The sequence below is a fragment of the Psychrobacter sp. TPE 89C genome (assembly GCF_055522395.1).
Genome location: NZ_JBVFXW010000045.1, coordinates 1 through 23499, shown reverse-complemented (window position 1 = coordinate 23499; position 23499 = coordinate 1). Strand labels below are relative to the sequence as shown.

Here is a 23499-nt window from a genome sequence, read left to right as displayed (position 1 = left end):
AAGCTAAGTTTCTACGCCAAGGTTGGATGGAAAATAATTTACCAAAACTGTTTCATGATATGGGATGTACTTCTTTTATCTTGGATTGACTATACTATTTGTAGCACTTTCACTTGACCTCCTTGTGTCCCAGTTATATTAAATTGAATATGCTTTTAAATCGAATCAACTGTAAGTATTAATTACCAAATGAAATAAAACGTTTGTCTGTTTCTGATTATACTAATGGTGTTAAAAACTCTCATTTTCCAAATAATAAAAATTCAATAATTGGTTGTTGAATATTCAAAAAGGTTAATAATCGAATAGGTATTGGTTAGAAGAATTAAGTTTATAAGGTTTATTTCGCTTATTATTTCGTCAATTTATATGTTGAAAATGATAAAAACTACCTTTCATATCCTATATCAGCCGTCTGTTCTATTAAATTTAATTAATACTAACAGTCTACTAGACAGGTTGATATAATTCACTTGAATCAATGATTTACACGATATTAAAGGTTAGACTTTCGTTTAAAGTAATTTTTATTAGCAAATGAAAAGTCAGGGTTTGGCCATTTAATGGTTTAAAACATAAAAACTTACTTGGTCGGCATCTTAAAATAAGAATGCCCACCTCACTGCTAGTATTGAGTATACATAATGAATTATGGTGATGTGTTTCGAAAAAGTGATTTAGGTAGAGAAGAGATTAAATCTCAGAGTCTCGGTGTATTGCCGCGAGAAGCCAGAACATTACTCATTATGATTGATGGCAGACGCACGTATCAGAGCTATCTTAATACACTCGACAGTAGCAAGATGTTTGCTGAGTTTGGCGGTATTACACCGCTATTTGAGCTACTTTTGAGCCTTGAGTGTATTGAAATAGCAGTAGCTGGCAGTGCTGAGACAGAAGTGCCCAGGCCTGCTCAGTCTCAACCAGCAGTACCTGTCTTTGATGAGAAGTCTGAAATAGAGTTCAATAATACGTTCAATAATAAAAGCACTACTAATGTAAAAGAGTCAGAAAAAAAATCAATCAGTAGTATGTTCAAAACTAAGCCATCTGATGCCAGTTACGAAACGATCAAATCTGATTTAGCTACCTATATTGAAAAGAATGCACCACCTGTAGAAGCCTGGGGTTATTTATTAAGTTTAGAGCAATGTGGTAGTAGTACGCAATTATTGATCTTGGCAAAAGAAATACAGAATACGGATAGTGGTAATTTAGCACGTGGTATGAATGATTTTATCAAAAGAATTCAACGTTAATGTTGACGATATTTATGTAGTAAAAAACGGATATGACAAATATTTGGTTATGAAAAATAACGGTGCTGTCATTGTTGAAAAATCTAGCAAACTAATTGGAGTTTCTTGTGGAATCAGCTGAGCTATCGGAATTAAATCGTCTAAAAATGCGTCATGGTGAGCATGTTATATTACGTTTAACTTACATTAGTCGTTATAACAGTGACAACCCTACTGGTGAAGTGACACGTATTCTTGCTCAAGCGCAGCAAAATAATGAGCGTAATGGTATTACGGGTGCTTTGGTATTCAACCACAATTACTTTTTGCAAAGTATTGAAGGGGCGAGACCTGTTATCAATGAGCTGCTTAGAAAGTTAGTCGAAGACGATCGACATTATGCACTACAAGTCATCGAGTGCCGTGAAGTTGAGCAGCGTCATTGGAGCAAGTGGTCAATGAAATATTTAATCCCAAGTGATGAAAACAAGGGGCTGGCACTCAGGTTTTCGACAGGCAATCAGTTTAATCCGTATTTGATGAATACCAATCAAATTATGATGCTGATTGATACGTTATCAGAACTTCAAGAGCAAGAAGAAATCGATGCTTCTAAAAAGAAGAAATCTTGGTTTTCTTTGAGTTGATTGATGTTTAGAGAATCTATCAGACCCTATAACTTTATTATAAGAGATACGATATGATATCAATAATGGAAGATGCGCCCATTCTCATGAGCATGACATATGCGAGCCGTGCTAATCCAGGCGTGTCAGCTAAAGATTTCAATGAAATATTGAAGCAAGCACAGGTGAATAATGCCGCCAATGGTATCACTGGCATGCTGACATTTAATAAAGATTATTTTTTGCAAACAGTAGAAGGTCCGAGAGCGCAAATTAATCGTCTATTGTATAGCTTAATCGCTGATCAACGCCATTATGATTTACAAATTATTGAAACACGCGAATTAAAGTATAGAATGTGGTCCAAATGGTCTATGAACTATGCCACACCGACTGAAAAAAATGCTGCCATTTATTTAAAATACTCTACCACTGTGGATTTTAATCCGTACTTATTAAGTGCTGAATCGGCCCGTGAATTGATGAATGAGCTTAGTGACCAGCGCGACTAACTGAGTAAATTTTTTGTTTGAATATTATAAATATAAAAATAATTTTCAGAACTCAAAATCTATATTAGTGTATGAATTTATGTTTATTAAGTATGCGTTATGCTAGCTTTGAAGCGCACTTTATGAGTGGTTATTCAGTAAAATATATAAACAAAGATTGGTTTGTAAATAAGTATTTGAATTCTTAAAATTCGTTCATTTACCAAATTTTACTATCCGTTGACTTTTGATATATAAGATATGATCGTTTGCGGTTGTGATAGCATTGCTTTTTGTTTATATTGTCTTCGCATATAGATATGCTGGCTAACCATATTTTTATTACAAATAATATCTATTTATGACATTCATGACTTTATCGAATAATGAATAAGTCATCTCGGTTCTTAATAGTGAATATTCTACCTATTAAGGTTGTACCTTTTATTTTACAGTTGGATTTATTATGAGCAAAAATAACGCAATTGATTTAGAGAATCTAAACGTCGACGAGCTACGAGCTATTACTGAAAATGCTCAGCAGCTTATTGCTAAAAAACAACACCAGCGCCTTTATGATGCTTATATGCAGTTTGAGAAAATTGCAGAAGAAAGCCATGCTTCTATCGAAGAAATTTTGAAAGCGGGTGAAACCTTAGAGAAGAAACGCAGTATTAAATATCGCAATACTGACAACAATGAAGAGACTTGGACTGGTCGTGGTCGCAAGCCTACATGGTTGGTCGAAGCATTAGCAGCAGGTCGTAACATTGAAGATTTTGCTATTTAATGTGGTACTAACTAATAAGTTTTCTTATTAAGTTTGATAGCGATATCGCTGATTATAGTCATTCCACCATGAAAGTATTACTGCGTTAACCTTACTTGAAGTATTTAACATACATCTACACTCGGTTGGCTGGTACTACTTTTAAATTGAATCGACTATATTAGATGAAAGCCAGTAGCTTCTTGCCATTATTTGGTAAGAAGCTACTGGCTTTTTTACGTCTTCTATACACCATATCTTTAGTATCATTGAGGCGTTGATGGTTTGTTAGCCCGACTAATACCAACAGTAGTAGCGGTGTTCTCAAAGAGTAGGGCTATACATTAGCTTGCGTATTCATAACACAGATAAACATAGGGCTGATTATATCCAAGTATACTAAAGCAGTGATAATTCTTTAAGGAATATTCATTGTGAACAATTGCTGATAAAATAGATGGATAATGATATAAAGGTATAAGGTAGATAAAGTGACAGGAAATATAAAAGTAAAAAAATGGATTTCTTTGGGAATCATTGCAACAGCTCTGTTGCTGATACCTCGGCGCAGTAGTCGAAAGCCTGATATGGAACTATCTCATAAGAAAAACGCAAAACCTGATAGCACTAATATATAAAGTGTTGATAACTGCAAAGGAATGAAATAAAGACTTAATTAGGAATTAAATATTTTTAATATAAGTTATTCTGATTATTTATACAGTCATTGGTAGAATAGCCACAGTTTAATGATGGTTACGATATTCCGAACAGTAAAACGCTCAATTAAAAAACGTTAATTTTGGAGTCTATTAATGATCCTTATAGTTTCACCTATAGTCGGTTCAATATAATTTGGATACAAGGAAGGCGAGTGAACGTACTACGAATAGTAGACTAAGCGAGACTGACATATTATCCAATTTACAGAGGATTTGACGATATGATATCGAAACAGACATTGCCCAAGACCTATCCTCTCATCGATACCCATACTCACTTTGATGCTCCAGTATTTGATAGCGATAGGGAATTGCTAGTACAGCAAGCTTATGAGCGCGGTGTACGCCATCTCGTATTGGTGGGGTATTCACACCAGTATTTTGAGAGGATGTATCATACTGAACAGCTATTGAATAAGCTGATACTGTCGACTGCCAAAGATATCGATAGCGCAAACTTGTCACAGATTGAGACTCATACTGCGATAGGTCTACATCCTTTTTATATCAAAGGCCACAGCGAAGATCATCTCACAAGTATGGCGAATATGATTGCTAAACGGCGCCCAATAGCAATCGGTGAGATTGGACTGGATACTTTCACGGAATCTATGAGAGAGCCTGAAGTATTTGCCAAACAAAAGCGGTTTTTTAAGGCACAACTGGACATAGCAGTGCTTCATAAGTTGCCAGTGATGCTACATATCCGAAAATCACATGCAGAAGCACTGGCAATACTGAAGGCACACGATTATGATGCACACCAGTTAGGCGGTATCGCACATAGTTTTAGTGGTGGTGAACAAGAGGCAAAGGCGTTTGTGAGGTTAGGATTTAAGTTAGGGGTTACTGGTCAGATCACCAATCCGAATGCCAAAAAATTGCGCCGTGCCATTCATGCTGCTGTCGATAGTCATGGTATAGAGTGTTTGGTTATAGAGACAGATTGCCCAGACATGACACCTATCCAGTGTCAGGTGTCAGATAATCATTGGCCTGATAGGCAGTCACATGATCGTAATGTACCGGCTAACTTGCCATGGGTACTATTGAGCTTAAGTGAGTTGCTCAATGTGTCGCCAGACAGACTTGCTGAGCAATTATGGCACAACAGTTGCAGCGCTTTACAGAAGACATGGGCTTATCCCTTAATATAGTTATACCTATTGTAGGCCATTATTATTTACTGCTAACTTGTACAATAGTAAATAATTCAGTAGTAAATAACTGAAGCACCTATAGACAAAATAATTTAAAAGAGCATTTAATTCGTTATGAATGAAACACAACAATTTGAGCCAACAGAGGCAGAGTTTGTCACCACTGAACACTCTATAGTGGAAGAAGTGATTGAAGAAGATGGTCAATACGAGCGTCGTTTTCAAGGTACACGAACACTCTATGGTACCTCAGCAGTTGACACTTTCGCGGCTGCCCATGTCTATGTTATAGGCGTAGGGGGTGTTGGCTCTTGGGTAGCCGAAGCTCTGGCTCGGACGGCAGTGGGTACTATTACCTTGATTGATCTAGATGTGTTGGTTGCTTCCAATGTCAATCGGCAGCTACCTGCATTAGATAGTACTTTCGGTCAGAGTAAAATCGGGGCCATGGCAACTCGTGTTTATGAGATTAATCCAAAAGTTACGCTCAATTTAATTGATGATTTTTTGACAGTAGAAAATGTAGCAGATTTATTACCCAGTCGTGAGGAAGCAAAAGCGGCTGCAGATCAAGGCAAACCTATCGTTATTTTGGATTGTGTAGATGACATAAGTGCTAAGCTGGCCATTGCGCTACATTGTCGTTTTAATAAACTAAAACTGGTCTGTGCAGGTGGTGCGGGTGGCAAGATAGACCCTAGCCAAATCAAAGTGAGTGACCTAAAAGACAGCTATCAAGACCCGCTACTTGCTAAATTACGCAATAAACTGCGTCATGAAAAAGGCATTAATAGTGCCTTGAAAGAGAAGTTCGGTATTAAATGTGTCTATTCGACAGAGCCACCACGGGTAGACAAAAGCTGTCAAACAGGCGGGTTACACTGTGGTGGTTACGGCTCAGCAGTTGTTGTTACCTCAGTTGTCGCGATGATTATGGTGAGTGAAGCTTTACAATTATTAATAAAACAGACGGGCATCACACCAACCGTCTGATCTTATTTAATGGAGTCTATTTTGTCTATATCTAACGCACCTAAACACAGCTATCCAGTAGCAGCGGATGAAGTAGAACGTATCCATAAGCTTAAAAAGTATAAAGTACTAAATGACAATAATGAGCCTGCATTTGAGCGTCTTATCAATCTGGCTAAGCGATTTTTTGATGTATCCGCCATTACTATTAGCTTTATGGATGAAGAGGTACAGTATCTAAAATCTGCTTATGGCCTCGATAACGTATACCAAACGACGCGTAAAGTCGCTATTTGCAATTATACGGTGCTCTCGGATGAAGTTTTTGTGGTGCCAGATCTGACATTAGACACTCGCTTTAGCCAAAACCCATTGGTGACTGAGGCTCCTTATTTACAGTTTTATGCTGGTGCACCAATTATCCTTATTGAGGACAATAGAAGTTACCGATTAGGCTCTTTTTGCTTGATGGACATAAAGCCTAATCATGATTTTGATGAAGAGCAAGCACAGGTATTGGCTCAATTTGCGATGATGGCAGCCGATGCTTTACAGCTACAGGATAAGCAGCGTGATGCTAAGCATGCCAATGAGATGAAGTCGAGTTTTCTGGCCAATATGAGTCATGAAATCCGTACACCAATGAACGGTATTATTGGTATGGTTGAGATGTTAGGCGATACCAAACTTAGCAAAGAGCAGCAAGATTGTGTTGATAATATCAAAGTCTCTAATGAGCATTTGATGGCCATTATCAATGGCATTTTGGACTTGTCGAAAGTTGAATCTGGGAAAATGACCATCGATCATATTCCAGTTGATTTATTTGAATTATGCAATGAGGTTGTGAGTCTTTTTTCTATCAAAGCACATCAGCGAGGGTTGGTTTTAGACTATAACTATACCGAGTCATTGTCGCCCTATGTGCAAGGAGATCCAGTACGTCTCAAACAAATAATTGCGAATCTCGTTAATAATGCGATCAAGTTCACCCGTGAAGGCGGTCAAGTTATCATTAACGTGAAGCACGTACCCAATTGCCAGTGTGATGGTATTGACATGTATGGTACGGATGAACACCACTCTCAAGCAATGCCAAACAGTACTTTGAATGAAGTTGCTGCTCATGAGACGAGTGCAGAGCCTACCTTTCATGAAGGTATGACTTTATGTATCGAAGTCACAGACACTGGTGTTGGTATCAAAGAAGAGTCATTAGACGCAATATTTAATGCTTATGACCAAGCGAATCAATTCACACATCGTCTCTATGGTGGTACGGGTCTAGGACTGTCCGTTTGTAAGTCTTTGGTTGATTTGATGGGTGGGCATATTGACGTTAGTAGCGAAGTGGGTGTCGGTACCACGTTTAGTGTTTTATTGCCCTTACCTACTATCGATGAAGCGTATTACCAAAAATGGCAAGTAGAAAATGACTTCACTATGATGAAGCCGACCCAAGAGCGGGTTGGTCATATACTGCTGGTTGAGGATGATACCGTCAACGCAATCATCGCGAAAAAAGCGTTAACCAATAGTGGACATACTGTCACGCATGTCATTGATGGGCAGCAAGCCATCGAAGCGTTTGCACTGTCACCTGAGCGCTATGATGTTATCTTGATGGACCATCATATGCCTATTTTAGATGGGGTGCAGGCGACCATTAAATTGCATGAAATGTATGATTCGCAATCATTACCGCCTATTATTGCTTTGACGGCTAATGCGATGGATGGTGAACGCGAAAAATATCTAAAAGTTGGTATGCAAGACTATTGCACTAAGCCATTCAAACAAGAGCAGTTGAATGCATTGGTACAATATTGGTTGATACAAAAGCAATCAGCAGGATAGTTATGTGAGAAAAAATTATTGAGATTGTCACATTATTATTTCTCTCGTTGTTATAAATATAAAAAAGCTGAACCCTTTGATGAATGGTTCAGCTTTTTTATTACGTAAGAATAATATAAATTGCCTATTGTTTTTACGTGTGATTAGTTAACACGAGTTTGATAGTCACCGGTACGAGTATCGACACGTACGACTTCACCTTGCTGTACAAATAGAGGTACACGTACGACAGCGCCTGTCTCTAGCTTCGCTGGTTTACCACCACCACCTGATGTATCACCACGTACGCCAGGATCTGTTTCAGTGATCTGTAGCTCAACGAAGTTAGGCGGCGTTACTGATAGAGGCGTACCGTTGAATAAAGTGATGGTACATGATGCATTGCTGTTTTCTTTTAGCCACTGTATTGAGTCGCCCATCGCTGTTTTATCAGCTTGGATCTGCTCAAAACTTTCTGGATCCATAAAATGCCAAAACTCGCCATCGTTATACAGATAGTTCATTTCAGTATCCATCACATCAGCAGCTTCTAAGCTGTCACCTGATTTAAATGTCTGTTCCAACACTTTGCCGCTACGAAGATTGCGTAGTTTGACGCGGTTAAAGGCTTGGCCTTTACCTGGTTTGACAAACTCATTCTCAAGAATAGAACAAGGATTGCCATCCAGCATAACTTTTAGACCAGCTTTAAATTCATTAGTAGAAAAATTTGCCACAAGAGACTCCTAGGGATGGTAAATATGATGATAAATAATAAGGGGTTGGGGCTTACTGTACAAAAGCTGCTATTAAGCCTAGTGTAGAGCGAGCAGTTGGTATACTTTGATAGGGCACACTCTAAGAGCGTATAATATCGGCTTTTGGGCACAGGTAATAGGCTGTCATGATAAACCATTTAATCACACAAAAAAACTGGCAAACGCAATTATCCGAGGCCATTACTTCTATTGATGAGCTATTAAGTATTTTGCAGCTCGAATCTCTACGTACCAGTGTCTATGTGCCTAAGCATTTTGAGCTGCGGGTACCACGGGGTTTTGTGGCAAAAATGACCGTTGGGGATAGTAACGATCCTTTATTAAAACAAGTCTTGCCAGATCAACAAGAACAAGTCAAGGTAACAGGTTATGTGGCAGACCCCTTACACGAGAATACACAAAACCCAGTAAAAGGGATGCTTCATAAGTATCAGTCTAGAGTATTGCTGACCATTACAGGCGCTTGTGCCATTCATTGCCGTTATTGCTTCCGTCAGCACTTTGACTACAGCGCCAATATGCCAACGGCCGATGCCAAAGAAAATATCATTAGCTATATTACCGAGCATCCTGAGGTCAATGAGGTGATTTTGAGTGGTGGTGATCCATTAAATGTGACAAACAGGCGCTTGTTTGCATGGTTGGATACGCTAGAGTCGCTCCCGCAACTGACCACGATTCGGTTGCATACTCGATTACCATTGGTCATTCCAGCACGTCTAGATGATGCATTATTGACCAGGTTGTCTCAAAGTCGCTGTCATATTGTCATGGTAATTCACTGCAATCATGCCAATGAGATAGATACCTTAACGTCAGAATATTTGCAACGTGCTAGGTCCGCTGGCGTGACTTTACTAAACCAAGCGGTTTTATTAAAAGGTGTCAATGATAGTGTCGAGACTCAAATTCAATTAAGCCAACGTTTGTTCTCATGTGGGGTGCTACCTTATTATTTACATGTATTAGATAAGGTTGCTGGTGCTGCGCATTTTGATAGCGACGAGCGGTCATCAATCGAGCTTTACTGGTCATTACTGGCTGCATTGCCAGGATATCTAGTACCAAAGCTGGTAAGAGAGCTACCGAATAAACTTTTTAAGGTGCCAATTAACATTTACAATGTAAATTAATATAGGCACTATAGTGTATGAAAAAATTAGTAAACAAAGAGTGGCTTTTTGAAGGTTTGCATTCTGATAGCTAGGTATTGGATGACCTAATGACTGCTAGAAGCTCACACTGTTAATTTTTGAGAGTGGTGGTTACTTTGCGTTATATTACTATTACGAATGGTATGGCTAAGTAATTGCCTTCTGCTAAATTACTTAGAGTTACTAGGAAGAATGATGATAACTTTATCGACGTTTCAAGAATACTTATCTTCTGCACAACCACTACCGCCATTATTGATTCGAGCGGCTAGTGGTCAAGAAAGCTACTTACTCAAACTATTGGAAAATTTACCTTCGCAAACGCAAATACAGCAGGCTGACCAGTTAGAAAAGATACTGACAGTATTACGCGTGGCCAATATAGATGAGCAGCAACGTCTTAAATTGATGGTTGCGGTGATAAGTGCCTCGGATAAATTAATTGCGGCATTGCGGCAGCATTTTATTTATGAGCCAGGAGAACTTAATAGCGTTCAGCTAGGTTATGTGAATCAGATAAAGTCCCTGTACTATCTCATTATTATGGCCTATGACAGAGTCATACGTCACAAAGTATCACTGTTAAACAGTCAACACAAATACACGGCAAGTAATGGGTGGCAACGCTACTTCAATGGTGATAAGGCTTCATCATTGACACTCGCCATCGCTATTTATCAGACGTTGATGATGTACCAAAGACTGCTGTTTTCAGAAGCGCTTTGCTATCAAAAGCCTTCGCCTTATTTATGGGCCAAAATCAATCAGCTGTACTATCTTGCTTATCAGTATCATGCCACTGAGATTGATTTGAGTAAAATGATAGATGCGCAGCGTGCTCATAATATACATCGCTTGTACTGTCAAATTTGTTTACACAGCTTATTGAACATACGCGCTATGCGTCGTCCGAATATCTTGCTAGTACAACGTTTGTTGCCCGTATGGGCTGAGTATATGATTGCAACCATAGAGCCGCAAACTGAGACTCGAATATATGTGGATTTACAAAGTAACAAGCCACCTTCTTATCTCACTGCCAACTCTATAATCAATCCATATGAAGATCGCTATCACTGCTTATTTATAGAGCTGGAGCCAATGCTTGAGTATTTGAGCTCACGTAGCCAAGCGTTGATTAAAGAAGGTAGTGAAGGGTTAGAGAGTTACTTGCTCCAAAATACAGCAATGACGATTCGCTATCGTTATCTAAAGCTGCCACTATCGGCAGCACCGAAACGCTATACAGAGAAAGAGGCTATTTTGGTAACTGGTTTTAATAAAATCCATTACCGTGTGGGTCATTCACAAAGTTTTGCAAACTTGATTGCCAAAAGTCAGTTACACAACAAGTATCAACCTCGGTACGATACCGCTCATAAAAAACAAGATAGTAGCGAGATAGTAGCCAGTGAAACATTTGATCGCAATGGTGGTTTGTCACTATTTCGCACGCTAAAATTATCGTCCAAAGTAGACAAGTTAAATAAAGAAAGCGTAAAAGAAAGTCACAGTAAAGAGAGTGTAAATGCAGAGACTGCTGCTGATGATACCGTTACGACAGCACCACCGCCATTACATGTTATGAGTCTGCTTTTGGTCTGTCGTTCTGACACAACCACACCGCCCGATTGGTCACTTGGTATCGTGCGTTGGCTGAACCTTGATACCGAAACATTAGGGGTTGATTGGCAAGTACTGGGTCATCAGTTAATGGCTTGTGGTTTGCGTTTAGAAGGTACAGAAACGCGCAGTCAACATTTTGTGCCAGCATTCATCCTTGGTAGGGACGAGAAGCTACAAACGACAGGGACGCTAATAGTACCAACGTCTTACTTCCAGACAGACGACAGAGTCATTATGCGTATCAATACCAAACAAACTTTGTTACGCTTGGGAAAACGGCTACTGATTACGGATGAGTTTAGTCAGTATGAGGTAGTACAGTTGTAATATTTTGAGAGAGTTATCAAAAATAGAAAAGCAGTGATATCAGTACAGAATCGATTAGAATTTGTTTAATTGATTTTGGCTTCAATAGTGAAAGTAGATCAGCACGTTATATAATGATAAGTTAGTCAGCAACCAGTCAAATTATTGTCTATAATGATCGATATTATCGCTATCGTTTATACGATATCTGTGGCTTAAAATCATATCATCTGAATCCGAAAAGTACATAAGCATCATAAAAACTGCTAAGCCTATTCCCCATAGTACATTCTATGTTAGGTTGGATTTTTGGAACAAGTGTAGAGTATCGACAACAACATACAAAAATAAGATCACAAAGTTTAAAAGGCTTATTATGCGTACTCAATCTATCTTAAATCTATTGGTCATCGATGACGATCAGCTCTATGCTGAACGTCTTGTGCACTTACTAGGCTGTTATTATGACAGTGTGAATTTAGGGTTTTTAGATGATAAAGAAGAGCTATTAAAATTGCTACGGCAACCGTGGGATGTTTTGGTATTTGGTAATGCCTATGATATGAATTTTACGGATGTAGTAGGGATTGTCCAAGAAGAAAATATTGATCTCCCTATGATCTGCCTATTAAATGAGGAGCTGGCAGCGACCGCCCATAATGATGAGGGATTACCCAATATTATTAGCGGTACAATGGTCAAGGCGCTTAAAGTAGACGAAGAGATGGCCGCTGTGATGTCTATCTGTTTACAGCATGATAATCTGCGTAGTCGCCGTGAGCTAAAGACATTACGTCATGTACTCTCTGAAGCGGAGCAGCGTGCCAATGTGTTAATCAAAAACTCTAAAAGTGCAGTGGCCTATATAGATCAAGGTATCCACATCTTTGCCAATGACCCTTATCTTCAGCTTTTTGGGTTTGCATCGATGAATGATGCCATCGGTGTGCCTATTATTGACTTGATTGCAGGCGGTGATAACGTTAAGGGCTTCAAGCAATTCTTACGTCAATTCGCGAAAGGTAACCGTGAAGAGGTAGAGTTCAAGTTTGAAAGTCTACGGACGGATGGGAGTACTTTTGAGGCAAAGTTACAGTTGGCTGCCGCTACTTTAGAGGGCGAGCCAGTTACTCAGGTTATTATCCAACAAAACATCAATAATAGTGCTGAGGTGGCCAAACGTTTGGCGGCGGCTGAATGTAAAGACAACCTAACGGGTATCAATAATCGCCGCGGCTTTGAAGAGAAAATGGCAGTAATATATCAGCAAGCCCGCCAAGGAGAGCTGACAGCAGGATTATTATATGTCCAGCTCGATAATATTGGTAAGATTAGAAGCAGTCTAGGCTTGCAAGGAATAGATGCTACTGTCAAACAGGTTGCTTATGCATTGGATGAGCTGGTAGCAGACGGACATGTGAGCCGTTTTAGTGATACGGCCTTTACCATACTTGTAGAAGATAAGACAACCACAGAGCTTAAGATGTTGGCTGAAAAAATCGGCTCGTGTGTGAAGGATATGCTCATTGAAGTGGATAAGCGCACGACCAGTACTACGGTCAGTATCGGCATTGTCAAAATTGAAAAAAATACAGCAGAGCCAAATGTATTGCTTGAGCGTGCTTTGGATGCTATCAACCAAATTATGATGGAAACCTCTAATAACGGGGCTACTTATCATTTATACGATCCAAGCGAACATGCTAATAGTGATGATCATGCACTGGCTGAATCCTTAATCGATGCCATTACCAATAATCGTTTTGAGCTAACATTCCAGCCAATATATGATATTAACAGTGATCGCAGCGATTTCTTTGAAGTGTATTTACGCTTGCCCCTGTCAGACGCTGATAACACAGTGCTGACGCCTGACCAGTTTATGGCTGTTGCCAAAACGCATAAGCTGCTCGAAAAAATAGATCGCTGGGTGTTGATCAATGCCTGTAGAAAAATAAACGATGTACGTAAAACACATCCTGAAGCTAAGCTGCTAGTTCAGTTGACAAGCGCTTCATTAATAGATAAGAAGCTACCTAGCGTGGCTAGCCAGCTAATAAAAGCCGTGGGCGGTGCAGTGGGCGTGCTTACCTTACAATTTAATGAAAAAGACATTGCAGATCATTTGACGGTTGCGAAAACTCAGTTTGCAGCGCTTGGTCAAGCCGGTTGTCAGATGGGTATTAACAATTTTGGCTCTTCTGCCAAAACTATAGAAATTGCTAGTCTTGTGCAGCCAGATATGGCCCGTTTACCGCGTAGTTATATAGAAAATATCGATTCGGCAGAGAATTTGGAAACGGTCAAATCACTCATCATACGCACTAACGAAGTTAACGTCGATGTGCTAATGCCTTATATTGAAGATGCAGCGACCATGTCTGTCGCTTGGAGCGTGGGTGCGCGCTATCTGCAAGGCTATTATTTGGAAGCGCCTAGTAAAACAATGAAAGTTGCGACCTAGACACTAGCCACTACATAATTTTTTCGTTATATCTATCATCCAAGCATTATTTGTCAGTTTAGAGCCGATAAATAATGCTGTATTTCTATAAGCAGCTATGTATACGTGACGATTGATTGAGTTCTGTGTTTCTTAACATGGTCTCAATATATATGTCATTCACACGTGGCTGACATCCTCTACTCAAAGATTGCCAAAATGCCTATCACTCGTAAATATCAAATGAGCAGTCTGCTTGCCGCTATTTTATTACTCAGTGCTTGCGATCGTACGCCACCTGATCACCGTGCTTCTGTGACATTGCCGCTATATACTGACGGTGATGCAGATAATGGTGCTATTATTTATCAAGATGCCTGTGGGCAATGTCATCAGCTCAATGCTGGACTCAATAAAAAAGGTCCACAGCTGATGAATATCTATGGTGCTCACGCTGCTCAGCTAACAGACTACACCTATAGTAAAGGGCTAAAGCAGTCAGAATGGGTATGGGATGCTGAGACGCTCGATCCTTATATTGCTGACGCACAAAAAGTCATGACAGACTCAAAGATGCTGTCAAATCCGATGCCAGATGCCAAAGAGCGTGCTGATGTGATTGCCTATTTGTCAACACTCCGTGAGTCAGTGCCAGTCGTTGAAAGCGAAGAAAAGTAGCTTCTCATTTATAATGAAAGCCTGTATTCGAGTCCATAAATTGAGACTTATCCAACGACATGATTTTTACCTTATACTGACCAAATGACGTCTATCTCAATTCTATGACTGAATGTTCAATATGCCCAATTATTTCCATAAAAAATGAGCCGATGATTCACTATGACAATTGTAACCACCGACTACGCCGCTAATCAGCAAAAAATTACGCAGTTAATGAGTCAGCTGAATCAAATTGTGTTGGACAAACCTCAAGTGGTGAAGTTGGCACTTAGCGGCATACTGGCAGGTGGACACTTACTATTGCAAGATTTACCCGGCATGGGTAAGACTACCTTAGCACAAGGGCTGGCACAGTTATTTGGGCTGAGTTTTAGTCGAGTTCAGTTCACCAACGATATGCTACCTGCAGATATCTTGGGTATGAGCATTTATGACCAAAGCAAACTGCAGTTTGAATTTCGTCCCGGTCCTATTTTCACTCAGCTTTTGCTCGCTGATGAGATTAATCGTTCCAGCCCTAAAACACAAAGTGCGCTACTCGAAGCCATGGAAGAGCGACAGGTAACCCAAGATGGTCAGACCTATCGTTTGCCTCAGCCGTTTTTTGTGATTGCAACCCAAAATCCATTGCAGCAAGCTGGTGTATATCCGCTTCCTGAATCGCAGCTCGATAGGTTCTTACTATGTCTATCGTTGGGTTATCCCTCACCAGCTGCTGAGCGTGAGCTGCTAAAAGGCCAGGATCGTCGTGAGTTATTGAAAGGTTTAGATACGGTACTTGATACCCAGGCTGTGTTATTAGCACAGCAAGGGGTTAAGCAGGTTTATGTGGCAGATGTGGTATTGGACTACTTGCAAAGACTGGTCGCAAAAACACGAGCAAGCCAAGAATATCATGGGTTATCACCGCGTGGAGTACTGTCGTTACAACGTGCTGCACAGGCTCATGCCTATGTATTAGGCCACATGGAGATGACTCCTGAAGATGTCCAAGCCGTGTTTGCAGCAGTCACTGATCATCGCCTCGGTCAACGCTTTGTACCGGCGCATGTGACGGGTGGTCTAATGACGAAGACTATCGCACAACGTATTTTGGCAGAAGTGCCAGTCGTTATTTAAATGCCTTTTAAGTAAAAGCCGTCTAAGTAAAAGTCAGTTAATTGATTATAGGCTCGAGGGCGTGTCTTCATTTCAAAAATGGTGATAAAAATGAGATAAATTGCCGTCAAACAAGGAAAATAGCACAGATAATATCGGGATATTAACCAGCTATTTGACGATGTTTGGCAAGATTTAGCCATTTTTAGCCCATTGAGATGACTATCGAGTGAATTGAAGACACGCCCTAGTAGTTGAGTTATTTATCAATGTATCAATCAATGAATCACGGGCTATTGGAAGACTCTCACTTAACAGAAATTGTGTTCTTTCTAAGTAAATACTCGAAAGGCATCTACTGTCAAAATTGTCGTCCAATACCGACGATATTATTAATTCTATGGTAAGGATAGGGTAGTCATGAGTCTTTTGCCAAAAGCCTTAACCGTACCAATCAAGTCAAAACTAAGCCGTTGGTTTGCATCGCGTGCACCCAAAACTGACAGTGCTACGCTGAATTTGCGCAACGTTTATATCTTCTTTAGCCGTGAAGGGATGCTGTTTGCGGTATTATTAATCATTACCTTTATCGCTGGCATCAATTATGGCAATAATCTGGTGTTGGGTTTATGTTTTTATCTCATCAGTATTTGGCTTATCAGTTTTCATGTGACCTTTGCCCATATCTCAGGGTTGAAAGTGCATTTATTAGAAGTCACCATGGCAGAGGCAGGTGCTCCAGTCTGGGTTACCTTGCAACTACGTAGTGAGAGCCGTCAACCCAGACGGCAGCTATTATTTGGCTTTGAGGATTTAGATCAGAAGGTTAAGAGTAGCGTGGACATTCCAAGCTCTGTCTTGGTCACAAGGTTGCAGGGTGAGAAAATCATTCGGTTACCTGTCCAGACCAATGCTCGCGGGCAGTTTGAATTACCACGTCTCAGAATAAAAACAGTTTATCCTTTGGGTATTATGAAAGCATGGTCTTATGTCTATTTTGCCCGTACCGCTTGGGTATATCCAAAACCTGAAGCATTTGATTGGGAAACGCAGTATGCCATTGCAAGCTTGGATGATTTGCCAATAGGTGGGCAGTATCGCCAAGGCCAAGATGACTTTGAACGGCTCGATAACTACATAGAAGGTGAGTCGCTGGCACGTGTCTCTTGGGGGCATGTAGCGCGTGGTCAAGGAATGCTTACCAAGCACTTCGCTGATCCTATTGGTCATGAGCAGACGCTAGACTATGCCGATATGCCTGCTGCACAACATGAACAAAAGCTATCACAATTGGCGTATGGCGCGATGACGTTGGGTCAGCTAAGTGTGCCATATAATATGTGCTTACCCAGTGATAGCCCCTTTGTCACAACGATGGGTGAAGGTGATGAATTTGCGCAAGATTGCTTGCTAAGGTTGGCAAAAGCACCATGATTAATTCTAAGCGCTTGTCTTCGAGTAAGGATGTAGATGCATCTAACAGTACCTTTACAGCAGACTCTATCAAATCTGCAAGCTTTGAGCAGTTGGCTTTAGGTCAAAATCTTACCACTCATGTGGCATTAGGTAGTGGCACTAAGTCAGGCAGTAACGCTAAATGGTATCGCAAGCTACTGGCACTGCCAGCGTATTATTGGATAATAATTGCGCAAGTTATTGTTATTTTGCCGCATGCTGCACACTTACCATTATGGCTCATAGGCTTTGCTGTGGTGAGTATTATTGCCCAGCTACCTCGTGTAAAGGCTCGATTTCAAAAAACAGCTCATTTAAAGCGTGTCTATCAAGGCATGCAAATGTTGGGCTTCTTATTGGGTCTTTTGGGATTGTGGTTGACCTACAACACGGCATTTGGGCTAGATATGGGCGTGGCATTTTTAGTGCTATGTCTCATCAGTAAGCTCTGGGAATTGTACAAGCGCCGCGATGCCTATGTGGTATTGAACTTATCGCTATTTGTGTTGGCAGCACTGTTTTTGATGGATCAAGGGCTGCTTACGACTTTAGAGGTGGTGATTGGGGCAGTTATTGTATTACTGACATTTATTGCGCTAAACGATGATGGCAATGATCGGGGTGATGGTCGCCTGCGCACTTTAGGTGTATTAGGCATTGGTGCGTTGCCATTATTGGTAGTATTGTTTCTATTTTTCCCTAGGCTACCACCGCTATGGTCGGTACAGCTATCAGGTCAGCAAGCGACCACGGGCGTCTCCGACAGCATGTCACCTGGTGACTTTGCTAACTTAGGACAATCAACTGAGTTGGCATTTCGCGTAGAGTTTGAAAATAACCGTCCACCACAGCCGCAGCTCTATTGGCGCGGATTGGTATTTAGCGATTTTGATGGTGTCACGTGGCGTCGCAACCCTCAACAACGACAGTGGCAACCTTCAGAGCAACGTCCTGCTTGGATTGACAATGCGTTTGCTACCATTCCCGAAGAGGCACAAGTTGCACCAAATAACTATCAAATCATCTTAGAGCCCACTCAGCAAAACTGGCTATTTGGTCTCGACTATCCTTTTGCTCAGCAACAAGATGTCAGCATTACTTCAGATTTTACGTTATTAAAAGACGAGCCTGTCACTCAGCAGCTGCGCTATGACGTATTGCAGTTTTCCCCGATGAATATCGATCCTATCCTTACGGATGAGTCGCGGCGAATGAATCTTGCACTACCAAATGATGGGAATCCGAAAGCAAGAGCATTGGCTCAACAGCTTTTTTCGCAGTCAGGCTCAGACCCTACACGTTATATAGCAGCTATCGAGCACTGGATAAATCAAACAGACTTTCGCTATACGTTATCGCCGCCACGCTTGAATAACAATCGTATTGACGAGTTCTTATTTGAGACCAAAGCGGGGTTCTGTGAGCATTACTCTTCAAGTTTTACTTTTATGATGCGGGCGGCAGGTATCCCTGCCAGAGTCGTCGCAGGCTATCAAGGTGGTGAGCCGAGCCGTGGGGGTAATGTTTGGGAAGTCCGGCAGATGGATGCGCATGCGTGGACTGAGGTTTGGCTTGAGGATCAAGGTTGGGTACGTGTCGATCCGACTGCTTTTGTAGCGCCCGAGCGCGTTGAGCAAGGAATGGATGCGATGACGCAGTCACAAGGTGCTGCGATGTTTGGTGATGGCGCTGGTGCACAGATTGACTATCAACAATATCAAATGCTACAAACCTTACGTCGTCTCTCAGATCAAGCGAGCTACTATTGGCAAAAAGACGTCGTTGGCTACGATCAAGACAAGCAAGCAGACTCGCTATTCAAGTGGTTCAATATCAGCTCCATCACGCAACAAATTATTTGGTTAGCCGCGAGTGCTATTACAGTTATGATTATCTTGGTGTTTATCATTTGGCAACGTCGCCGTAAACGCTGGCACCCAGTAGATTTACCACTTGCTCAGTTGTCGAAGCGTATAGGTAAGCAAGATAAGTCACTGGCTCGTACTGATGATGAGGGTCAGTTGGCGTGGCTTGAGCGCTTAGCGATGGCTATTGATTCTAGTGCCTCAAATGACACTGATGCGAGCAATACCAGCCAATTGACAGACAGTGATCACCCTAAGGTTATTCAAGATAAAATCACCCAAATCAAACAAGACTATCGTCATCTACGCTATGGGCGCTTAAGCACTGTTGAAATTAATGATAATGAGTACCAGAAAGTGCTTAAGCAGCTAAAGAAAAACTTACACGAATTGTTGTAAGTTCATTGATGACACACCCTAGCCAGTAGCACTTATTAGAAATGGTGAGTAGGTAAATGATAGATAGGTTTGGAACAAATAATGCGTAGCACTAAAGATCGTATTCGCCACGCCTTGGCGTTTGAAATCATTGGCCTACTTATTTTCGCACCACTGGCAAGTTGGGTGTTCGGTTTTGAGCTGCACTCAATGGGTGTGATAGCGATCGCTGGCTCTATTGTCGCGACCGTGTGGAATTATTTTTATAATGTCTTATTTGATAATGCCATGCTTAAACTACGTGGTGAAGTAAAAAAGACCGTTCCCATACGAGTGCTACATGCCGCGCTATTTGAAGGTGGTCTGTTAGTGCTGTTCTTGCCAGCGATTGCTTGGTATCTGGATATCAGTCTGTGGGAAGCGTTTAAAATGGATATTGCCATGGCGACATTCTATTTGGTATATGCTTTTGTGTATAACTGGATTTATGACAGGGTATTTCCTATCGCTGAAGCCAGCTAACGGTAGTTTTATCCAGATATGTAGAACGTATTAAGGAGCCAATTATATGGCAATATATGTAGATTTTATGCAGATAGAATTTAAAGGTTATAAGTGGTGCCACCTGCTGGCTGATACGTTGCAAGAGCTGCATGAGTTTGCGGCGTTCATTGAATTAGATGAGCGTTTGTTTCACCGTAATGCCAGTTATCCGCATTATGATGTTACCGTACAAATGCGAGAAACCGCGATTGAGTACGGCGCTATTCCTGCTGATCGCAGAAAAATTATCGAGTGTGCTAAAAAGTTAAAAGTAGAGTTACATGCACAAATAGCAGAGTCAGATAGTTTGAATTGAGGACATGCCCTAATGCATGAACAAATAAAAAGGTGGGTTATGCTTTCTCTAACTCACCTTTTTTTGCTTAGATTTTTTGACTTTTACTTTGCCACTGCTGCTGTACTGACGCCATTTAGGGCTTTTGAGATGTTATTAATGACGGTGTCACAACCTTTAATATTATGACGGGTTTTTAAGTATTGAGGATCGTTATACGATAGCCATACCTTTTTATCCGCATCTTCACTGATGAGGATTTTTTGCGGCAAATCGATAGCGACGCTTTGCTCGCAATTCATCAATGGTGTACCCGCTTTCGGGTTACCAAACATAATAACTTGTGTGGGTTTTAAGGTTAAATCGACACCTTGTGCATTTTTTTGATGATCGACACGTGCAAATACTTTCATGCCTTTACTTTCAATAATGGCTGCCAGTTTATCAGCAGTCTCTTGCACAGAGTGATGACTTTGCATGGTTATCAAGCCTTTTTCGGCATTAGTAGCAGTCATCGTTGCTTTCACCGAGGGCGTGTCGCTTGGTGAATGTAAAATATTTTCGACACTGGCACAAGAGGCCATGGTCAAAGCCAGAGCGGCGATAGAGACAATTTTAATCATAAGTAATCCTTTTTATGGTGGTCAGTTATCCGTAATAGTTTGTAGCATCACATATTTATTATGCGTCATAATATTGTGCGTAATAAACGCTGCATAGTAAAGAGCCGCATTGCAACCTGCCTTAATCAATTACTAAGCCAAGTGCTCTGCTAGATAGTCTACTAACAGCCTAATTTTTGGTGATAACTGGCGGTTGTGCGGATAAATGGCCCAAATACTTTCTTCAGGTTCTCTATAGTCATCCAACAAGCTTATCAGCTCCCCAGACGCTAGATGTTTTTGCACATAATAATCTGGCAGCTGGACGATGCCCAAGCCTTTTAGGGCAGCATCAACTAGGCTATGACCACTATTATATTGAATGCTCCCAGAGACGCGCAAATTCCTTTCTTTACCTGCATCCTTACTAGCACGCGGGTCAGTATCTATAAAGTGCCAGTAGTCACGCGTGCCAAGTAAGCAGTTATGTTGACTCAGCTTGCTCAAAGCATGTGGTGTTCCATATTTATCAAGATAAGAGGGTGCCGCGCAGACAAAGTTGGTGCGATGACTGAGTTTTTTTGCCATCATCGTGGAGTCGCTTAATTTGCCGATACGAATCGCTAAGTCGTAACCACCCTCAATCAAATCGATCTTTTGATTACTCAAAAAAGCCGTCACTTCGATATCGCTATATTGCATCATAAAGTCATTGACCAACGGCAGCAATTGTTGTTCGCCATAAGTGACAGGTGCGGTCAGTTTGATCCTGCCTTGCGGTTTTGATTGCAAATTACTGACAGCCTGCTCAGCAGCATCCAAGCCATCGAGCACACTACGGCAATGCTGATAGAACACGCGACCTTCTTCTGTTAATGATACTTTGCGTGTTGTACGATAGAGGAGTTTAATGTTAAGGCGTTTTTCTAACGCGCTTATTTGCCGGCTTACTTGTGCCGTTGAGATACCTAATTCTTTGGCGGCGCGCGTAAAACTCTCGTATTCTGCGACGTAAACGAACTCGCTAACACCATCCCAGCGCATGATTATTACCAATATGTAAAAGATATTTGCAAATATAGCATATTGTTATCACCCTAGAAATAACTATAATGGTAAGCATCTACTCAAACAGTTGATTGTAATCTAGCTGACTGCAATCATTTGCGAATGAGTATCCCAAAAATATTGGCCTGCATCTAATAGGCTATAAATAATAACGAATTAAAAAGAGAGACCGTTATGTCAGATAAGTTTATTAAATCGAAAGCCGCCATCGCTTGGGGGCCAAACCAGCCACTGTCTATCGAAGAAGTGGATGTCATGCTGCCGCGTAAAGGCGAAGTATTGGTAAAAATAGTAGCAAGCGGTGTTTGTCATACCGATGCATTTACGCTATCTGGTGAAGATCCAGAAGGTGTGTTCCCAGCGATTTTGGGTCATGAAGGTGGCGGTATCGTTGAGCAAATTGGCGAAGGTGTGACCAGTGTCCAAGTTGGCGATCATGTCATTCCCTTATACACCGCAGAGTGTGGCGTTTGTAAAATGTGTACATCAGGCAAAACCAATCTATGCTCAGCGGTACGTGAAACCCAAGGTAAAGGCTTAATGCCAGATGGCACCACACGTTTTTATAAAGATGGCGAACCAATCTATCATTACATGGGCTGCTCAACCTTTTCTGAATATACGGTCTTACCAGAGATTTCTTTGGCCAAGGTCAATAAAGAAGCCCCGTTAGAAGAAGTTTGCTTACTTGGTTGCGGCGTTACTACCGGTATGGGCGCAGTGATGAATACTGCTAAAGTCGAAGAGGGTGCTACCGTTGCTATCTTTGGTCTTGGTGGTATCGGTCTATCAGCAGTAATCGGTGCTGCGATGGCAAAAGCCAGTCGTATTATTGCAATTGATATCAACGAAAGCAAGTTTGAATTGGCCAAGAAGTTAGGCGCCACTGACTGCATCAATCCGAAAGATTATGACAAGCCAATTCAGGAAGTGATTGTGGAATTGACTGATGGTGGGGTTGATTACTCATTTGAATGCATCGGTAATGTCGATGTCATGCGTTCGGCGCTAGAGTGCTGTCATAAAGGCTGGGGCGAGTCGGTCATTATTGGTGTCGCAGGTGCTGGACAAGAAATCTCAACCCGTCCCTTCCAGTTAGTGACTGGTCGAGTCTGGCGTGGATCAGCGTTTGGCGGTGTCAAAGGTCGTTCAGAATTACCAGGCTACGTTGAGCGTTACTTAGCTGGTGAAATCCCACTACAAGACTTCATTACCCATACCATGCCATTAGAAGACATCAATGAAGCGTTTGACTTGATGCATAAAGGTGAGAGTATTCGTACTGTTATACATTTCTCAGAGTAATTCGTAACGATTGATACTCTTGTTTTAATTGATACTATTGTTTTAAAAATAAAGAGACCGCTTCGATTTCCAAACGGTCTTTTTTAA

General features: G+C 41.1%; 20 protein-coding genes. 17 read left to right on the top strand and 3 right to left on the bottom strand.

Annotated elements, in window-relative coordinates; all coding sequences use genetic code 11:
• Positions 1 to 644: 644 nt before the first annotated feature.
• The 7 genes from ACZW67_RS11885 (at position 645) to ACZW67_RS11855 (ending at position 7835) form a co-directional block, all read left to right on the top strand.
• Entirely contained in the window at positions 645 to 1259 is a 615-nt protein-coding gene (locus ACZW67_RS11885) for a hypothetical protein (RefSeq protein WP_465183419.1), read from the top strand.
• A 107-nt stretch (positions 1260 to 1366) separates the two neighbouring features.
• Positions 1367 to 1885, top strand: coding sequence for a BLUF domain-containing protein (locus ACZW67_RS11880; protein ID WP_465183418.1), 519 nt, complete (start codon positions 1367 to 1369; stop codon positions 1883 to 1885).
• Positions 1886 to 1938: 53 nt separating this feature from the next.
• On the top strand, positions 1939 to 2376 hold the full coding sequence (locus ACZW67_RS11875) for a BLUF domain-containing protein (protein WP_465183417.1): 438 nt from the start codon (positions 1939 to 1941) through the stop codon (positions 2374 to 2376).
• A gap of 445 nt (positions 2377 to 2821) precedes the next feature.
• Positions 2822 to 3145, top strand: a complete 324-nt coding sequence (locus tag ACZW67_RS11870) for an H-NS histone family protein (protein WP_465183416.1) — start codon at positions 2822 to 2824, stop codon at positions 3143 to 3145.
• A gap of 922 nt (positions 3146 to 4067) precedes the next feature.
• Positions 4068 to 5003, top strand: a complete 936-nt coding sequence (locus ACZW67_RS11865) for a TatD family hydrolase (protein ID WP_465183415.1) — start codon at positions 4068 to 4070, stop codon at positions 5001 to 5003.
• Between the two features lie 117 nt (positions 5004 to 5120).
• The gene (locus tag ACZW67_RS11860; RefSeq protein ID WP_465183414.1) at positions 5121 to 5999 is read left to right on the top strand and encodes a tRNA threonylcarbamoyladenosine dehydratase; all 879 of its coding nucleotides are present in this window, start codon (positions 5121 to 5123) and stop codon (positions 5997 to 5999) included.
• A gap of 21 nt (positions 6000 to 6020) precedes the next feature.
• A complete protein-coding gene (locus ACZW67_RS11855; RefSeq protein ID WP_465183413.1) occupies positions 6021 to 7835 on the top strand; it encodes a GAF domain-containing hybrid sensor histidine kinase/response regulator in 1815 nt (604 codons plus the stop codon).
• A 143-nt stretch (positions 7836 to 7978) separates the two neighbouring features.
• Here the strand turns inward: ACZW67_RS11855 and efp are convergent, their stop codons facing one another.
• The gene (gene efp / locus ACZW67_RS11850) at positions 7979 to 8551 is read right to left on the bottom strand and encodes an elongation factor P (RefSeq protein ID WP_465183412.1); all 573 of its coding nucleotides are present in this window, start codon (positions 8549 to 8551) and stop codon (positions 7979 to 7981) included.
• Between the two features lie 167 nt (positions 8552 to 8718).
• Between efp and epmB the strand changes: the two genes are divergently transcribed.
• The 9 genes from epmB to ACZW67_RS11805 all read left to right on the top strand — a co-directional run bounded on the left by epmB (position 8719) and on the right by ACZW67_RS11805 (position 20458).
• Entirely contained in the window at positions 8719 to 9726 is a 1008-nt protein-coding gene (gene epmB, locus ACZW67_RS11845) for an EF-P beta-lysylation protein EpmB (protein ID WP_465183411.1), read from the top strand.
• Between the two features lie 216 nt (positions 9727 to 9942).
• Entirely contained in the window at positions 9943 to 11700 is a 1758-nt protein-coding gene (locus ACZW67_RS11840) for a hypothetical protein (protein ID WP_465183410.1), read from the top strand.
• A 355-nt stretch (positions 11701 to 12055) separates the two neighbouring features.
• Entirely contained in the window at positions 12056 to 14143 is a 2088-nt protein-coding gene (locus ACZW67_RS11835) for an EAL domain-containing protein (RefSeq protein WP_465183409.1), read from the top strand.
• Between the two features lie 198 nt (positions 14144 to 14341).
• Positions 14342 to 14800 carry a c-type cytochrome gene (locus tag ACZW67_RS11830; RefSeq protein WP_465183408.1) on the top strand — a complete coding sequence of 153 codons (459 nt, stop codon included), beginning with the start codon at positions 14342 to 14344 and terminating at the stop codon, positions 14798 to 14800.
• A 162-nt stretch (positions 14801 to 14962) separates the two neighbouring features.
• Complete coding sequence (locus ACZW67_RS11825; protein ID WP_465183407.1) at positions 14963 to 15922, top strand: AAA family ATPase; 960 nt, start codon at positions 14963 to 14965, stop codon at positions 15920 to 15922.
• Between the two features lie 399 nt (positions 15923 to 16321).
• On the top strand, positions 16322 to 17335 hold the full coding sequence (locus tag ACZW67_RS11820) for a hypothetical protein (RefSeq protein WP_465183406.1): 1014 nt from the start codon (positions 16322 to 16324) through the stop codon (positions 17333 to 17335).
• The gene (locus ACZW67_RS11815) at positions 17332 to 19620 is read left to right on the top strand and encodes a transglutaminase TgpA family protein (protein WP_465183405.1); all 2289 of its coding nucleotides are present in this window, start codon (positions 17332 to 17334) and stop codon (positions 19618 to 19620) included. The genes ACZW67_RS11820 and ACZW67_RS11815 overlap by 4 nt, the downstream gene beginning before the upstream one ends.
• An 81-nt stretch (positions 19621 to 19701) precedes the next feature.
• On the top strand, positions 19702 to 20121 hold the full coding sequence (locus ACZW67_RS11810) for a PACE efflux transporter (protein ID WP_197101699.1): 420 nt from the start codon (positions 19702 to 19704) through the stop codon (positions 20119 to 20121).
• 46 nt (positions 20122 to 20167) lie between these two features.
• On the top strand, positions 20168 to 20458 hold the full coding sequence (locus ACZW67_RS11805; RefSeq protein ID WP_110923213.1) for a DUF4031 domain-containing protein: 291 nt from the start codon (positions 20168 to 20170) through the stop codon (positions 20456 to 20458).
• 83 nt (positions 20459 to 20541) lie between these two features.
• On the opposite strand, the gene ACZW67_RS11800 is transcribed toward ACZW67_RS11805, so the two are convergent.
• Both ACZW67_RS11800 and ACZW67_RS11795 read right to left on the bottom strand, forming a co-directional pair.
• Complete coding sequence (locus tag ACZW67_RS11800) at positions 20542 to 21060, bottom strand: DUF302 domain-containing protein (protein ID WP_465183404.1); 519 nt, start codon at positions 21058 to 21060, stop codon at positions 20542 to 20544.
• Positions 21061 to 21192: 132 nt separating this feature from the next.
• Positions 21193 to 22083 (bottom strand): LysR family transcriptional regulator, encoded by an 891-nt coding sequence (locus ACZW67_RS11795; protein ID WP_465183403.1) that lies wholly within the window; start codon positions 22081 to 22083, stop codon positions 21193 to 21195.
• Positions 22084 to 22281: 198 nt separating this feature from the next.
• On the opposite strand from ACZW67_RS11795, the gene ACZW67_RS11790 reads away from it, so the two are divergent.
• The gene (locus ACZW67_RS11790; RefSeq protein ID WP_465183402.1) at positions 22282 to 23412 is read left to right on the top strand and encodes an S-(hydroxymethyl)glutathione dehydrogenase/class III alcohol dehydrogenase; all 1131 of its coding nucleotides are present in this window, start codon (positions 22282 to 22284) and stop codon (positions 23410 to 23412) included.
• Positions 23413 to 23499 lie beyond the last annotated feature (87 nt).

Excerpts from the sequence above, each read along its gene's own strand:
- ACZW67_RS11885 (WP_465183419.1), top strand. The coding sequence starts at position 645 with ATGAATTATGGTGATGTGTTTCGAAAAAGTGATTTAGGTAGAGAAGAG.
- ACZW67_RS11875 (WP_465183417.1), top strand. The coding sequence starts at position 1,939 with ATGATATCAATAATGGAAGATGCGCCCATTCTCATGAGCATGACATAT.
- ACZW67_RS11870 (WP_465183416.1), top strand. The coding sequence starts at position 2,822 with ATGAGCAAAAATAACGCAATTGATTTAGAGAATCTAAACGTCGACGAG.
- ACZW67_RS11865 (WP_465183415.1), top strand. The coding sequence starts at position 4,068 with ATGATATCGAAACAGACATTGCCCAAGACCTATCCTCTCATCGATACC.
- ACZW67_RS11860 (WP_465183414.1), top strand. The coding sequence starts at position 5,121 with ATGAATGAAACACAACAATTTGAGCCAACAGAGGCAGAGTTTGTCACC.
- epmB (WP_465183411.1), top strand. The coding sequence starts at position 8,719 with ATGATAAACCATTTAATCACACAAAAAAACTGGCAAACGCAATTATCC.
- ACZW67_RS11840 (WP_465183410.1), top strand. The coding sequence starts at position 9,943 with ATGATAACTTTATCGACGTTTCAAGAATACTTATCTTCTGCACAACCA.
- ACZW67_RS11835 (WP_465183409.1), top strand. The coding sequence starts at position 12,056 with ATGCGTACTCAATCTATCTTAAATCTATTGGTCATCGATGACGATCAG.
- ACZW67_RS11830 (WP_465183408.1), top strand. The coding sequence starts at position 14,342 with ATGCCTATCACTCGTAAATATCAAATGAGCAGTCTGCTTGCCGCTATT.
- ACZW67_RS11825 (WP_465183407.1), top strand. The coding sequence starts at position 14,963 with ATGACAATTGTAACCACCGACTACGCCGCTAATCAGCAAAAAATTACG.
- ACZW67_RS11820 (WP_465183406.1), top strand. The coding sequence starts at position 16,322 with ATGAGTCTTTTGCCAAAAGCCTTAACCGTACCAATCAAGTCAAAACTA.
- ACZW67_RS11815 (WP_465183405.1), top strand. The coding sequence starts at position 17,332 with ATGATTAATTCTAAGCGCTTGTCTTCGAGTAAGGATGTAGATGCATCT.
- ACZW67_RS11810 (WP_197101699.1), top strand. The coding sequence starts at position 19,702 with ATGCGTAGCACTAAAGATCGTATTCGCCACGCCTTGGCGTTTGAAATC.
- ACZW67_RS11805 (WP_110923213.1), top strand. The coding sequence starts at position 20,168 with ATGGCAATATATGTAGATTTTATGCAGATAGAATTTAAAGGTTATAAG.
- ACZW67_RS11800 (WP_465183404.1), bottom strand. The coding sequence starts at position 21,060 with ATGATTAAAATTGTCTCTATCGCCGCTCTGGCTTTGACCATGGCCTCT.
- ACZW67_RS11795 (WP_465183403.1), bottom strand. The coding sequence starts at position 22,083 with ATGCGCTGGGATGGTGTTAGCGAGTTCGTTTACGTCGCAGAATACGAG.
- ACZW67_RS11790 (WP_465183402.1), top strand. The coding sequence starts at position 22,282 with ATGTCAGATAAGTTTATTAAATCGAAAGCCGCCATCGCTTGGGGGCCA.